Below are 13,633 nucleotides of genomic sequence, written 5' to 3' on the forward strand. Positions count from 1 at the left end.
CCGATCCCCATGCCGACGCCGGCCACCGCCCTGAGGGCGTTCCGGCGCCGACGGCACCACGCGTTCGAACAACTCCCACAAGCCGTCCGGCACCACCCGCTGCACAAGCCCAGTCGTCACCACACCAGACTGCCGCAAGATCACACCAAACGAAATGGCGTCTTAGGGGGCCGGAGCGAACCAAGCCTGCGGCTCGCCCTTCTCCACGAACCCGATGATTTCCCTCATCCGCTCGGTCATCGGCGGCAGGGAGCCCAGCGGGAACCAGCCGACCTCGTAGGACTCATCATCACCCACCCGCGGCACCTGACCCGCCTCGGCCGGGGAGCAGGCGAACACGACCTCGAAGTACTGCGCCACGTGACCGTTGCTGTGCCGCACCTGCGGGGAAGACGTCACCGCCACCAGGCGCTCCACCACCACCCGCACCCCGGTCTCTTCCGCCACTTCCCGCACCACCGCGACCGCCGGCGCTTCGCCAGGCTCCAGAATTCCGCTCAACGGCGTCCACAGCCCCGCGGCAGACCGACGCTGCAGCAGCACCTGCTGGTCCGCATCGACGACAACCCCGACGACCCCGGGCAGCCACAACGGGAAATCCGGACCGACGGCATCCCGCAGATCTGACACAAAATCAGGAATCATGAGCCCACCCTAGGGCCGGACGAGGACCGGCCGCGGGCATTCAGTGCCTCTCCCCAGGCTGGCGGTGCGGGCGGCTGACCTCGCGGAGCCGGACCTTGACAAGATGCCCGGGCAGTACACGGAGTGGCCCTCCCGAAGACCCTCGCTCAGCCGCGCTGTGACCACTCCGGCCAGCACGGAGCGCGGCGCAGGTGCGCTGTCCCGCTGTCGGTCACTGGTAGAAGTCCCAGCGGCCAAAGCGGGCCAGCAGGCGGCGCGTCGCGGACTCGTCCAGCCCGAACGCCGCGGCGGCCTGCTCGGGTGTCAGGTCCGTCCGGGTGCCGTGAGCGGCCCAGTAGCCCACCCGTTCCGCCGTGACCTCAAGGCGGCGTGCGGCGCGGACCGCGGCGACCGGGGAGGTCTTCGTCAGCTTGTCGATCTCCTCTTCCAGCCGCGCGAGCAGCGTGGTGACCGCCTCGGGCAGGGGGATCGCCGACGCCTCGACCTGGGAGGTGTGCCCGTCCCAGTCCCGCAGGCAGGCGTCCGCCTGGCCGGCGCCGGCCTCCGCCAGGTCTTTGCGGCCGATGCTCTCCCAGTCCAGCCGGTGTTCCGGGCCCGTCCAGCCGCAGGAGCACACCGCGCGCAGCGCGGCTGCGCGCGGTACCCGCGGGGAGCGGCCGTCGTAGACGTTCCACTGCGACACCGTGGAGCCACCCGCGCCGGAGCCCGCATCGAAGTACACGGGACCGGGCACCGTGCCGTCTTCCTGGAGGACACCCACCGCGCCTTGGTGGGACCGGCCGAACTCGTCCGTCGTCCACGTCTCCCGCTCACCTTCGCCCATGACAGCCCTCCTACAGTGCTCGGTCCCGGGGCGCCCGGCGCGTGCGCCGGCTATGACGATGCCGCAGCCGGAGCTGACAGCGCGGCACAATCCCCGAACGAGTAGACGAGCAGCGTCGCGCCCCGCCCCCGGGCCCCGCTCGCGGTGTTGGCGGGGGACCTTCCTCCGGCGCTTTCGGGAGTGAAGGGCGCTCGATGGCCTCGGCAGCTGGGCGTGGGTCGCGGTGATTGCCACGGTGGTGACGCGTCCTGGGCCGGCGGGCTGCTGCACGGATCGTTCGTCCGGTCCGCCTCCGCCCGAGGGTGAGATCCCTGGTGCGGGCCGGTGAATGGCGGTCACCGGTGAGCTGGTGGGTGAGCGGTGAGACGGACCGTGATCAATCCGGGACGGTAACCGGGTGGCTGCGGTGACATCTGTGGTGAGGTGGCGGCCGTTTGCTGGGGGAGGAGATACGCCACTGCTGTACCGGCGTATCTCGCTGGATCGTTGCACTACCGGCACGGTGAGCGTGGCAGTACTGCAACGGTCCACTACCCTGCTCACTGCAAGCGGACGACGAGGGGCCCCTGCACATGCCAGATGACGCCGTAGTTCCGATCCCGACACCACGGCCCAGGCGCCGCCGTCCCCTGCCACCCACAACACCCGCGCCCCGGGCTCCGCGCGGGGAGCGGGTCGAGCTGCCTCCGGGGCATGCCGCGCACGTCTACCCCCTGGCCACGGCGAAGGGCTTCATCGGTGATGCCTTCAGCATGGACAGCGTGGCCTTCATGCTCTGGGCCGCACGCCGCTACTCCGACCCGGAACACCGCTTCGTGGGCATCGTCCTGCTGGCCCTGATCGGCTTGCAGGAAGTGGGCGGGCACATCGAGCGCACCCAGGAAGAGATCGGCCAGGAAATCGGCGGCTACAGCCGGACCCACGTCTCCTGGGCGCTGGGGATCCTCCAGGAGGACGGCGTGCTGCGCCGGGTGCGGCGCGGTGTCTACCAGCTCGTGCCGTCCGCGGTGCTGCGTGGGGGCATGAAGCCGCCGCGGGAGGGGCAACGTAGACTCCCGGGGACCCCGCGGGAACGCGTGGAGCAGCTGGACCTCCTGCGGGACATCCTCCAGGACCCGCACGCACCGCAGGCTTTCAGGGCGATGGCCGAAGCCGAGGCGACACTGCCGGATGGCCCCCGGCCCAAACGGAAGGGGAAGTGAAATGACCGTGACCGCCGCTGCCTCGTCGTGGCCCCACTACCAGCAGATCTCCGTGGAGGGCCTGGCCTACGTCCCCAGGCTGCCTCCCACGTCGTATGCGATCCTCCTGCACCTGCTGACCCGTCAGCAGCCCGGCGGCCTCGTCAGGGCCACCCACGACGAACTCGCCGAGGCGCTGGCCCTGGACCGCGGTGTCATCAGCCGGGCGATGCCCAACCTGGTGGCCGCCCGCCTGGTCCGCGTCCTGGGCCGCGGCCGCCTCCAGCTCCACGAGATGCTCGCGGCCTACCTCACCCCCCAGGACCGCCACGCGGCCCTCGCCGCTCTCGCCCCGGAGGACCGCCTGGACGTCGGCCACTTCGAAGAGGAATACGAGCGACGCCTCGACCTGTACAACCGGGAGAAGGCCGCGCGGAAGAAAGCGGCCCCGCGCAAGGCGTCGAAGTCCCACCTCCGCAGCGTCTGACCGTCCATGCGAAACGGCCCCCGATCCGGGGGCCGTTTCGCATGGACGGTCAGACAGCCCGGAACGCGGCTCACGCCTTCAGATCACCTCACTGCCCCCCCTTTTTTGGGCTCACCCTGGCTGGACCCCTACGTGAACCCGGTGACGTTCAGGCGCTGACCGGTGAGTCGGGATCGCCCCGGCCGGGGACGAGGCCAGGGTCTGCAGCATGCAGGTCACCATGTCGCCAGCGGAGCAGGCTCAGGCCGCGCTCGCCTCCACGAGTATTGCCAGTCTTCCCGTCGCCCACCTCCAGGCCGCGGTTGTGCTTCTCCTGGACGCCGGCTCCTCGGCGAAGGATGAAGAGACCCGGGTCGCGCTCGGTGCGACCGTCGCCGTCCTCGTCGACGCGATGCGCAGGGCCACCGACGCCAAGGAGCCGCCACCCCGTGGCAAGCGCGTACCGAGGCCTCCGGCTCCGCGCCCAAGGCAGGCACCCGTCGGACACGTCGAACACACGCCGCACGGCGGGTGCCTCGGCCCCGCGTAGCGCGCACCGGACCCCCGCCACCTCGTGCGCCCTTCCCCGCCGAACCCGCCCTTCGGGGCGTCGTCACGCGTCCTTTGGCCGCCGGCTCACTGGCCCCACTCTCCAGATGCCGGGCCAGATCCGGCAGCTCCGATCATTCCGATATCCGCTGAAGGGGGACGTCGGGAGCCTGCAATCGGCTGCTGAGCGGAACTCAGCCCACAGGGCCGCGAACCAGCCAATTCGGCGCGCATTCTCACTACACTCTGGCTACGCCCTGACTACATTCTTGAGCCCTCATCCCCTGGTCAGGGGCCATGTAGCACTGGTGGCGACTTCCGATGGCTGTGCCCTACGCCCTCAGTGGCCGAGCTCTACTCTCGCTGTATCAGGCCGGATCTGGCCCGTACTCAATCACAGCCATGCCGAGGAGATCTCCGCCATGCCCAAGACCACCCCGCCGACCCAGACGAGCGCACTCAGCTGGCTTCTCCACAGCGCCGGACATCCACCCTCCAAGTCGTCGTCGCTTTCAAGCTCGGCGCCGGGCGGTGACGTTGCTGACGGCACCGGCTACATGTGACGAGGCGGCCCGCCCCCATTGCCAGGCGGCGCTAACCGGACATATTCCCGACACCCGCCGTGACGCGGATCCACGCGGATCCACGCGGATGTTTGCGGATCGACGCGGACACGCGCGAAACCTTGCGGAAGCCTGCTGGAGGCCGCACCGAATGCCTGGCTGGGACAGGTCCGAGCCGCTTCGCCGGGCGTGGCCGTTCTGCCACACTCCCGTCAGACAGACAGAACGAGCCAATCCCTCCGTGGGGTCGGCCGACGTAGTTAGTCCGGGTTGCCCGCTGTTAACCACAGTTCGCCATCTCACCAGAACAGAACGGCTCCACAAGGGAACCCATCAGCGTAAACAGCGCTAAGGCGGGTTCCGGAGGCGCTGGTCGACCCCGTTCCGCGCCAGGTTCTACTCTCCACTCAACAGGCCGAATCCGGCTGATCCCCCACCAGTCCGCCACGGAAAGGACCTTCGTCATGCCCGAAACCTTCTCCGTGAGTGGCAGCGACCGTCCGACGTCTCGATCCGGTCATCCTCGGCTCCGGCGGCTTAGAGCTTTCTAGAGCGTTCTCGACCTATCTCGACCTGCTCTACCCTGCAGCGCCTGGAACCACCTCCCACCTGCGACAACGCACCTGTGGCGGCTTTTGTACCAGGCCATCGCCAGACCCGTCTGACGCTCCTACTCTCCAAACACACCCCGGTTCTCGGGGACGTACCTCTTCAATTGCCTTCGACGAAGGGAACTTCGCCATGCCCTCTTGGACGCGTATCGCCTGCCCTGCCTGCCGTCGCTCCGTCGCAGTCAGCCCGGACACCCGTCACCTGGCCCGGCACGACCCGCCGGGGCCCCAGAACCGCAGCCACGGCCTTCCACCGATTTCCTGCATCGCCTCAGGTCGCCTCATCCCGGCGGGCTCAGATCTGCTGCTGCCGATGTTCGAGGACGTCGAACCAGCCGCCGACGAGGAACTCCAGCTCTTCTGATCAGCCGCACGTGAGTACGCGAGGCCGGGGTGAGGCGGGGATTCGGTACCCCCGCCGAGAACGCAAAGCCAGCGCCGTGCGCAGCGGCGCGGGCTCCGGCTTCGAGGGCACCAGCTGCCCTGTGGTTGATCCTGTCAGGGGTTACCGGGTCTAACAGCGGGCGCAGTCCTGGCCGTCGACGACCCGCGCGCCGGATGAGAGCCGGAGCTGCTGCGCTCACTGGACCGGGCCCTGCACCTGTGCCGCGAGCCCTCCCTGACTGCCCCCAGCCCCCTGGGGGGGGTGCTCACCCTTCGGGATGCTGCGCGCGCTGCGGGCGCTACGGGGGCGAGGTCTACTTCCTGCGCCTTCTCATACTTCGGGGGATGATCGGCGGTTGCTCCGGTTGGGGTTCCCTGGTCTCCGTGGTGCCGTTCATTTTGGCGCTCGCCTGGAGGACTTGGTCGATGATGCGGCGGCGCATCTCGCTCTCCGGGTCGTCCTTGAGGCCTTGGGCGAGGCGTTCGGCGGTGAGGTAGTACCCGGTCAGAACGGGTTGTTCGAAGTAGCGGTTGAGCTGGCTCAGAGTCTGGCCGTACATCTGGAGGTAGGTGCGGTTCAGAAAGGCTGAGAGGCCGGCGGCTACGGCGGCGATCGAGCCGACGAAGATTTTGACCTGGGCGTTCTGGAAGTAGAGACCTGCGGCGCTGCAGCCAATGATGATCATCAGGCCGATGGCCATCGCTCGTTGGGAGGAGCGGAAGGACCGGTCGGCTTGGTCGGTGGCGATGCGGTGGTACTCGTCGATCTGGCTCTGGTTGAGTTCCAGCAGTGTGGCCAGCGGCGTGACGGTTTTGAGGTCGGCGAGTCTCTGCTCGTGTTCTATCCGCTGGCGTTCAGTGGCTGCTTGCACGGCTTGGAGCTCGGTGCGTTCCCGCTTGATCCGGGTCCAGAGGTAGTAGGAGCCGACTGTGGCGATTAGGAGCAGCGCGGTGGCCCCGAGGGTCCAGACCCACCACGGTGTCGGCGTTGTAGCGGGGGGGCGTCTTCTTCCCTCCCGTGAGGAAGGTGAGAACCACCATGAAGCCCAGGATGATGATCACCGGGCTGGCGAAGTGCGATCTGACATAGTGCCCACGCTCTGTGCTCACGTGCGGTCTCCCTGGAGTACATGTCACGGTCCGGCGCGCTCCGCTTGAGGTAGCGGAAGGCCTTTACGGCGGCCGCCGTCGCCGCTACGCCGGCGGACCAGTTCCGCGCAGCGGGTCCTGGCGCCGGGAACACCCTTCCCCTGTGCGGTGCGGTCAGCTCTTGCTGTGACGACCGCTCACCGGGGTCCGCCCCTGGTGGTTGCGCTGCTGTGGGCAGGACCGGGTCGACTGCGGGCTGTTATCCGAGCCAGATGACGCTCAGGACGGTCAGCCGGTGCAGGGGCCGGTTCACCCAGTAGGTGAGGGACAGCGGGCCGACGGACGCGTAGCGCACGTCCTCACCCTCGACGTCGTCCTCGTGCCAGGGCCGGAAGCCCCACGGGTCGGCCGCGGCGGCGTCCAGGACGTCCCACACGATGGCTTCGGCGTGTTCGGGCAGGGTGTCGAGGATCTTCGCAGCGGGGGCGGAGAAGCGGACCGCGTACGGCTGTTCGGTCACCGGCGCCGGCCCCGCAGTTCCGCCATGTCGATGGCCTCGCTGTCGTCGTAGCCGGAGGCGACGAAAGCGTCGACCGCCGGAGCGTGGGCGAGGCGGCCCTGCCAGTCCTGGACGATCGTGTAGAGCCCGGCCAGGGAAAAGGTGCGGCGCGACGCCTCCAGGGCGGCCGCCCACTCCCTCTCGAAGGCCGGGACCCACTGTGCGGCGCGCTGGTCGGCGCGCAGTTTGGCGAGGAGTTCGGCCGGGGCGCCGGGTGCGGGTGCGTATGAGGGGGCGGGTGTGTGTGTTCGGGCTGGGCGGTCACGGTCTCCTCCTGGCGGTCTCGCCAACACGGTAGTGGCCGCCGCGGTGTCCGGGGAGGACTTCGCCGGTCGTTCGTCCTCCCCGGACAGGCCGTGCGAGGTCAGGCTCGCGGTGCGGTGGCCGTGGTGGCGCTGGTGCGCCGGCGGCGGCCCAGTTCCGTGCAGCGGATGCCGCCGCCGGGATGCCACTCCATCACCTGCGTCGCCTGGTTCCCGTGCTCGGGGCACCAGTTGACAGGGACGACGCCGCGGCAGTCATGCCGCGCGCACACGCACTCCTCCCCCGGCCCGGTGTACGCGAGGCCGTGCCGGACCACTCCGCGTGTGGGGACGGCCGCGCCGCGCATGCGGGACGGCCAGGACAGCTCGATGAAGAGCCCGCCCGCGCCCGGCTGGATCCGCTCGGACAGCCGGGCATCGCTCATCACCGCCAGCGGCTCCTGCCCGGGCACCACGAGCCGGCGCACCATCATTCCGACCGGCGCCTCCCCCATCCTGGCCAGTGCATCGGCATCCATCTCCCCCGCCCACCCGGACAGGCGGTCCGTTCCCTCCACGCCGTCCGCCTGGCGCAGCAGCGGGTCATGGATGCGGACCGTGCGCGTCCCGCCGCGGGATCCGGATACGAGCAGCGTCGCGACGGACGGCCGGGTAGGGATCTGGATCTTGCCGTGGGCCAGCAACCAGGCCACCACTGCCCGCCGGTCGAAGACCGGGCGCTCCCCGCTGGCGCCCACCGGGGCGGGGAAGGCGGGCAGGCGGCGGCGCCACACCGCCACCGCCCGCGGACTCACCCCCGCCATCCGCGCTACCTCCACCAGCCCCACCGTGTCCTCATCCGGCGCCACCGGCGCGAGGGCGGCGAGCGGCGAGCGGCGGCCCGCCGCGACGGTGCGCAGCGCCCGCCAGTCCACCTCGGGCCGCGCCACAGGCAGCAGGGCGATCTCCTCGGCGGAATAGAGGTCCACCGAGGTCAGGCCGCCGTGCGCCTTGTAGTCGACGGTCACCTGGCCCACCGGCGACAGCCACCCGAGCCGCCGCGCCAGCAGGTCGAAATCCGTTCGCCGCACGCCCAGGCGCACCGCGGCCTGCTCCGGGCCCAGCGGTACGTGCCGGTCGAGGAGGGCGGGCAGATCCCGGCGGCGGGCCAGGAGTTCCACCTGGTCCGGGTGGACGTCGGGGAACTCGGCGTCACCGCCGAGGCGGACCAGCAGGCCGGCTTGGACGAGGTGACCGGCGGCCGATGCGGTCACCCGCGGGCGGCGCAGCGGGAGCGGGACACCAAGGGCCTGGGTCAGCCGGTCCGCCGTCCACCCGGCACCGACTGGGCCGCGCAGCGCCGCGCGGACCTGCTCGGCGTCAGCGGCCTCGACCACCGCCCTCGACCACAACCCCTCCCCCGCGTCCGGCGCCGCGACCATGCCGGTCGCGGCCGCCCACCGCCACGCGGCCAGCGGGACCCGCAGCCGGCCCGCTGCCTGCCGCTCGTCGTACACCTCACGCACCCTGCTCATCACGAAACGCACTCCAAACGCACATCAGGCGGCCCGACCGTCGGACCGCGCCCGAAAGATGCCGAAAAATCCCGTTTATTGTCAATAGCCCCTGCTTCAGGTCGAGTTGGGAGCACACCGTCAGATCCCCCTGCGTGTACGCGAGGGGGAAATTCACCCCGCCGGGGGACACACAGCAGGGGCCGTCACCGGGCGGTGACGGCCCCTGCGCGGGCGGGCGGGGATGGGGTTACCGCCGCAGGCGGGCCCAGTCGGCGAAGGCAAGGGCGAGCAGCATCGGGCCGGGAGTGAACCCGGCCTGGACGGCCTCACCCCACTCCGGCGCCAGACGCGCCAGCACCGTGGCGGGCAACGGGCTGACGATGGCGACGGCCACGAGTAAGCGGGTCGGCCAGAGGTGGCGGACGGGCTCGGGTTGCCGCTGGTCCACCATCGGCTCGGGCTGCTCGTTCAGGATCGGTTGGGGTTGCTGGCGCTCGATCGGTTCGGACATGGCGAAGCCCCCCTGAGGCATAGGCAGGAACCGCCAGAAATCGGGGCAGGCCCCGGGCGGTGACCGCACTCTGCGACAGCAGAGGGTTAGCCCCGCCACTCCTCACAAAAACCGAGGTCAGAGCCGGATTGCACGCGGATACACCATCAGCCCCTTAGCGCCGCAACCCCCGGCGCTGGCCATTTATCCGGCGGCTGCGGCCGGCCCCGCCCCGAACCGCGGCACGTCCTCCACCGCCACATCCAGGCGCAGCCGCTGGAAGCGGAGCGGGTGGCGGAAGACGCCGCCGCGGTCCACGGCCCGGTCGGCACTGACCTCCGCCACCAGCCCGGGCCCGACCAGGACCGCGTCCAGGACGTCGCGGGACCCCCACGCGGAGGCGAACCGCACCCCCGTCCAGGGGTGGTCGGGGCCAGCGGCCGTCAGGTGCTCGGCGACTTGGCGGGCCTGCTCCGGGCGCAGCGGTACGGTCCGGCCGATCGTGCGCAGCCGGCCCGTATCGTCGTAGCGGCCCAGGACGAGGAGCTGCGGGCGCGCGAGGGTGCCCGTGATGGCCCCGATGACGGCCTCCGTGGTGTCCCGTCTTCTGACCTTGGTCCACCCGCGGTACCCGGGCAGGTATTTCTGCGACATGCCCTTGCAGACCAGGCCCTCGACGCCGGAGACGTCGGTCCAGGACTCCAGCCACTCCCGCGCTGTCGCGGGGTCTGTCGTCATGGGGCAGAGCGTCCACGGTGCCGTTAGTTCGCGCTCGGTGAACAACTCCTCCAGCAGGGCGCGCCGCTCGGCGTAGGGACGGTTCACCTGCTCCGCCCCGTCCAGCTGGAGCACGTCGAAGGCCACGTAGTAGGCCGGCCAGCGAGCGGCCAGCGCGGGCGCACCGCGGCCGCGGGCAGCGGCCCGGCGCTGCAACGCCTCGAACGACAACCGGCCCTCCTCCGGGTCCCAGACCAGGAGTTCGCCATCGAGGACCAGGCCGGCGGGCAGCTGCGCGTCGGCCGCCGCAACCAGGTCGGGGAACCGGTCCTGAATCAGAGCACCGCGCCTACTCTGCAGCAGCGCCCTCCCATCAGGGCCAGCCGCAGTGAACAGCAGCGCCCGGAACCCATCGAACTTCTGTTCAAACGCCAGCGGGCCGAACCCGGCCGCGGCCGGCAGCCGCTCCGCGGCCTGCGCCAGCATCGGCTCCACCGGCGGTCCCAACGTCACCCAGGTCTCCTCACCCGTCACCTCTTGCCAGGGTCACCCCGGCCACCACGTACAGGCCCGGCGACACACAGGCTTACGCGCAGTGGCGGCCGGATCCAGCGTTGTCAGTGGCAGCGGTGATGATCACCTGATGACTGAAATCATCAAGGCCTTCCGCTACGCCCTGGACCCCACACCCGCCCAGGTGGAGATCCTGCACCGCTACGCGACCGCCAGCCGCTGCGGCTTCAACTTCGCCCTGGGCATGAAAATTGCCGTCTACGACCAGTGGCGCCGCGGGCGAGACGAGCTCGTCGCCGCCGGGATGGACAAGGCCGAAGCCACCAAGAAGGCGCCCAAAATCCGGGTCCCGAACCGCAACCGGACCCAGGCCTGGTGGCGCGAGACTCGCGGGCAGGCCTTCATCGGCCCACTCCCCGAAGACCAGGAACCAAGAACCCCGTATCCCTGGTGGGACGGGGTCAACAACCGGGCCTACTACACCGCCTTCGAGGACGCGGACACCGCGTGGAAGAACTGGCTGGACTCCCTCGCCGGGCGGCGGCCCCCGATGGGCTTCCCGAAGTTCAAGCGCCGCGGCCAGGCCCGCGAGTCCTTTCGCATCGTCCACAGTCTCAAGAACCCCGACATCCGCTTCGACGGCCCCCGGCGCCTGCGCATACCGGGCGGCGGCGGACAGCCGGCCTTCACCGTGCGCCTGCACCAGTCACCGCGCGCTCTCACCCAGCTCGTTGGTGACGGCCGCGCCGTCATCACCAGCCTGACCGTGGCGCGCGAAGGACACCGCTGGCACGCCTCCGTCCTCGCCCGCGTCGAAGCGGGCATACCGGAACAGCCGACCCGCCGCCAGCGCGCCGCCGGCCGCATCGGCATAGACCTCGGCGTCAAAACCGCCCTCGTACTGTCCGACCCCCTCACCCTCCACCAGGGCGCCGCCCCCACCCTCACCGTGGACAACCCCCGCCTGCTGGAGAACACCGCCCGCAAACTCGCCCGCGCCCAGCGCGTCATGTCCCGCCGCTACGTCAAGGGCGCCAAGCAGCAGTCCGCCGGCTACCTCGAGGCAAAGGCCAAAGTCGCCAAACTCCACGCCCAGCTCGCCGCCCGGCGCGCCACCGCCCAGCACCTGATCACCAAGCGCCTTGTCGAGCAGTACGCCGAGATAGCCCTGGAAACCCTCACCACCAAGAACATGACGCGTTCGGCGAAGGGGAACGTGGCCAAGCCCGGCAAGAACGTCCGTCAGAAAGCCGGCCTCAACCGGGCGATCCTCGACGTCGGATTCGCCGAGATCAACCGCCAGATCGAGTACAAGGCCCGCTGGCACGCCGTCACCATCGCCCGCGTCCCCACCCGGTTCCCCTCCTCCAAGAGCTGCCATCAGTGCGGATGGGTCAACAGCAGCCAGACTCTCGCCGACCGGGTCTTCCGCTGCCAGGCCTGCGATATGATCATGGACAGGGACGCCAACGCGGCCCAGAACATCAAGATCCACGCCACACCTGTCCAGCCGTAGCGGCTGGGCCAGTCCCCTGGAACAGGGGCTGTAACGCCCGTGGACTGCACGTAAGACCCCGACCGCCCGTAAGGGTCGGCGGGGCGAGCAGGATGAAGCGGGAAGACCCGGCAACGGGTCACCCTGAGAGGGCAACCTCCCAGCCGTCCCCACACATCCATAGTGCGTACAAATGCGACCAATGCCCGACCCCCGACAAGTGGTTGGAAGCGCCGGGGCTCCCGCATAGCCCTGCAGGTCAGCGAGGGTGCACCCCGTACGCGCGGGGACGGTCCCAGGGTTCGGGATTTCTTCACCCCTGCCGGGAAGTGCACCCCGTACGCGCGGGGACGGTCCCGAGTCTGGAGGAGTGGGGCTGCTTCAGGCGGCGTGCACCCCGTACGCGCGGGGACGGTCCCCCTGGTCAGACCCCCTTTTCGGCTATGTGATCCGTGCACCCCGTACGCGCGGGGACGGTCCCTGGAAGTGGCTCAGTAGTCGCCATGCGGGTCGTGGCCCATACGCGCGGGGACGGTTCCGAGTGCGTGGAAGTCGCCCCACTCGGGGCCTGGTGCACTCCGTACGCGAGGGGCGGTCCCATGTCGACGTCGTACGTCGTCCACAGACCAGCGCACTCTGTACGCGCTGGGACGGCCCCAAGGTGGACCCGAGCTGTGGGAGGTCCTCATCTTCGGGAGACCACCCCTGACTCGCGCTTGCACTCTGTACGCGCGAGGAGCGCCACCGGTATGATCATGACCAGCTCACACCTGTCCAGCCGTAGCGGCTGGGCCAGTCCCCTGGAACAGGGGCTGTAACGCCCGTGGACTGCACGTAAGACCCCGACCGCCCGTAAGGGTCGGCGGGGCGAGCAGGATGAAGCGGGAAGACCCGGCAACGGGTCACCCTGGGAGGGCAACCTCCCAGCCGTCCCCACACATCCATAGTGCGTACAAATGCGACCAATGCCCGACTCCCGACAAGTGGTTGGAGGCGCGGGGACTCCCGCATAGCCCTGCAGGTCAGGGAGGGTGCACCCCGTACGCGCGGGGACGGTCCCTGTCTGATGGAGTTGACCACGCCCGGTGTCTTGTGCACCCCGTACGCGCGGGGACGGTCCCGCCGTCGCCCGATCTGACGAATTGACAGGGGCGTGCACCCCGTACGCGCGGGGACGGTCCCTGGCTCGTCCTGCACAAGCCGGGCGATGTCCTGTGCACCCCGTACGCGCGGGGACGGTCCCCTCGATCTGGATGCAGGCCGCACCGGTCCTGTGTGCACCCCGTACGGGCGGGGACGGTCCCGCACCGGTCCTCCTGTTGATGCTTCCTGAAAACTGACCCCGTACTGCTCTCGCAACCTTGACCCCCTGATCACTCTTGGAGGGTGCTAAAGGTGGAGGACTGGGCGGAGATACGTCGGCTGCATCGAGCCGAGGGCGTGCCCATCAAGGAGATCTCACGGCGGTTGGGGGTGGCCCGGAATACGGTGCGGGCCGCGTTGTCCTCGGACCGACCGCCGAAGTACGAGCGAGTGTCCCGCGGGCAGGTCGCGGACGCGTTCGAGCCGCAGATGCGGGCGTTGTTGAACGAGTGGCCGCGGATGCCGGCGCCGGTGATCGCGGAGCGGATCGGCTGGCCGTACTCGATGCCGCCGCTGCGTAAACGGCTGGCGTTGATTCGGCCGGAGTATGTCTGTCGGCGGCGGGTGAAAAGTGGACCGTTGGCGGCGGATGAAAGTTGACCCCCATCGAGGGCCTGACTCGTTGAGCCAGGTCGGGAGGATGGGT

The 13,633-nt window shown here is 69.9% G+C and carries 12 protein-coding genes, 2 pseudogenes and 1 CRISPR repeat array; of the genes and pseudogenes, 6 read left to right on the forward strand and 8 right to left on the reverse strand.

What is annotated here, in order from left to right:
• Window positions 1-162: 162 nt before the first annotated feature.
• Together AC0693_RS38355 and AC0693_RS38360 are read right to left on the reverse strand one after the other, a co-directional pair.
• Window positions 163-645 (reverse strand): NUDIX domain-containing protein, encoded by a 483-nt coding sequence (locus AC0693_RS38355; protein WP_478804564.1) that lies wholly within the window; start codon window positions 643-645, stop codon window positions 163-165.
• A gap of 211 nt (window positions 646-856) precedes the next feature.
• A complete protein-coding gene (locus AC0693_RS38360) occupies window positions 857-1,468 on the reverse strand; it encodes a hypothetical protein (protein WP_478804565.1) in 612 nt (203 codons plus the stop codon).
• A 761-nt stretch (window positions 1,469-2,229) separates the two neighbouring features.
• On the opposite strand from AC0693_RS38360, the gene AC0693_RS38365 reads away from it, so the two are divergent.
• The 4 genes from AC0693_RS38365 to AC0693_RS38380 all read left to right on the forward strand — a co-directional run bounded on the left by AC0693_RS38365 (window position 2,230) and on the right by AC0693_RS38380 (window position 5,202).
• Complete coding sequence (locus AC0693_RS38365; RefSeq protein ID WP_478804566.1) at window positions 2,230-2,670, forward strand: replication/maintenance protein RepL; 441 nt, start codon at window positions 2,230-2,232, stop codon at window positions 2,668-2,670.
• A gap of 1 nt (window position 2,671) precedes the next feature.
• A complete protein-coding gene (locus AC0693_RS38370) occupies window positions 2,672-3,136 on the forward strand; it encodes a hypothetical protein (RefSeq protein ID WP_478804567.1) in 465 nt (154 codons plus the stop codon).
• Window positions 3,137-3,344: 208 nt separating this feature from the next.
• Window positions 3,345-3,665 (forward strand): hypothetical protein, encoded by a 321-nt coding sequence (locus AC0693_RS38375; RefSeq protein WP_478804568.1) that lies wholly within the window; start codon window positions 3,345-3,347, stop codon window positions 3,663-3,665.
• Between the two features lie 1,303 nt (window positions 3,666-4,968).
• Window positions 4,969-5,202 carry a hypothetical protein gene (locus AC0693_RS38380; RefSeq protein ID WP_478804569.1) on the forward strand — a complete coding sequence of 78 codons (234 nt, stop codon included), beginning with the start codon at window positions 4,969-4,971 and terminating at the stop codon, window positions 5,200-5,202.
• A 334-nt stretch (window positions 5,203-5,536) separates the two neighbouring features.
• Here AC0693_RS38380 and AC0693_RS38385 read toward each other — a convergent pair whose 3' ends face one another.
• The 6 genes and pseudogenes from AC0693_RS38385 to AC0693_RS38410 all read right to left on the reverse strand — a co-directional run bounded on the left by AC0693_RS38385 (window position 5,537) and on the right by AC0693_RS38410 (window position 10,349).
• Complete coding sequence (locus AC0693_RS38385; protein ID WP_478804570.1) at window positions 5,537-6,094, reverse strand: TRADD-N-associated membrane domain-containing protein; 558 nt, start codon at window positions 6,092-6,094, stop codon at window positions 5,537-5,539.
• A 476-nt stretch (window positions 6,095-6,570) separates the two neighbouring features.
• Window positions 6,571-6,831, reverse strand: a complete 261-nt coding sequence (locus AC0693_RS38390) for a hypothetical protein (RefSeq protein ID WP_478804571.1) — start codon at window positions 6,829-6,831, stop codon at window positions 6,571-6,573.
• Window positions 6,828-7,135, reverse strand: a pseudogene (locus AC0693_RS38395) (DUF6247 family protein). The gene AC0693_RS38390 and the pseudogene AC0693_RS38395 overlap by 4 nt, the downstream one beginning before the upstream one ends.
• Before the next feature lie 99 nt (window positions 7,136-7,234).
• Window positions 7,235-8,647 (reverse strand): hypothetical protein, encoded by a 1,413-nt coding sequence (locus AC0693_RS38400; protein WP_478804572.1) that lies wholly within the window; start codon window positions 8,645-8,647, stop codon window positions 7,235-7,237.
• A gap of 229 nt (window positions 8,648-8,876) precedes the next feature.
• A complete protein-coding gene (locus AC0693_RS38405) occupies window positions 8,877-9,140 on the reverse strand; it encodes a hypothetical protein (protein ID WP_478804573.1) in 264 nt (87 codons plus the stop codon).
• 183 nt (window positions 9,141-9,323) lie between these two features.
• Complete coding sequence (locus tag AC0693_RS38410) at window positions 9,324-10,349, reverse strand: ATP-dependent DNA ligase (RefSeq protein ID WP_478804574.1); 1,026 nt, start codon at window positions 10,347-10,349, stop codon at window positions 9,324-9,326.
• A 130-nt stretch (window positions 10,350-10,479) separates the two neighbouring features.
• Here AC0693_RS38410 and AC0693_RS38415 point away from each other — a divergent pair, with 130 nt between their 5' ends.
• Complete coding sequence (locus tag AC0693_RS38415; protein ID WP_478804575.1) at window positions 10,480-11,865, forward strand: RNA-guided endonuclease InsQ/TnpB family protein; 1,386 nt, start codon at window positions 10,480-10,482, stop codon at window positions 11,863-11,865.
• 1,010 nt (window positions 11,866-12,875) lie between these two features.
• A CRISPR array of direct repeats spans window positions 12,876-13,148; the repeat unit is 29 nt; unit sequence GTGCACCCCGTACGCGCGGGGACGGTCCC.
• Between the two features lie 82 nt (window positions 13,149-13,230).
• Window positions 13,231-13,539 (forward strand): annotated as a pseudogene (locus AC0693_RS38420) (IS21 family transposase); the annotation flags it as partial.
• Between the last annotated feature and the right edge of the window lie 94 nt (window positions 13,540-13,633).

The organism is Streptomyces sp. NPDC043876, assembly GCF_056435825.1.

What these genes read in the sequence shown, in the direction of transcription:
- AC0693_RS38355 (WP_478804564.1), bottom strand. Translation starts at nt 645, where the DNA reads ATGATTCCTGATTTTGTGTCAGATCTGCGGGATGCCGTCGGTCCGGAT.
- AC0693_RS38360 (WP_478804565.1), bottom strand. Translation starts at nt 1,468, where the DNA reads ATGGGCGAAGGTGAGCGGGAGACGTGGACGACGGACGAGTTCGGCCGG.
- AC0693_RS38370 (WP_478804567.1), top strand. Translation starts at nt 2,672, where the DNA reads ATGACCGTGACCGCCGCTGCCTCGTCGTGGCCCCACTACCAGCAGATC.
- AC0693_RS38375 (WP_478804568.1), top strand. Translation starts at nt 3,345, where the DNA reads ATGCAGGTCACCATGTCGCCAGCGGAGCAGGCTCAGGCCGCGCTCGCC.
- AC0693_RS38380 (WP_478804569.1), top strand. Translation starts at nt 4,969, where the DNA reads ATGCCCTCTTGGACGCGTATCGCCTGCCCTGCCTGCCGTCGCTCCGTC.
- AC0693_RS38400 (WP_478804572.1), bottom strand. Translation starts at nt 8,647, where the DNA reads ATGAGCAGGGTGCGTGAGGTGTACGACGAGCGGCAGGCAGCGGGCCGG.
- AC0693_RS38405 (WP_478804573.1), bottom strand. Translation starts at nt 9,140, where the DNA reads ATGTCCGAACCGATCGAGCGCCAGCAACCCCAACCGATCCTGAACGAG.
- AC0693_RS38415 (WP_478804575.1), top strand. Translation starts at nt 10,480, where the DNA reads ATGACTGAAATCATCAAGGCCTTCCGCTACGCCCTGGACCCCACACCC.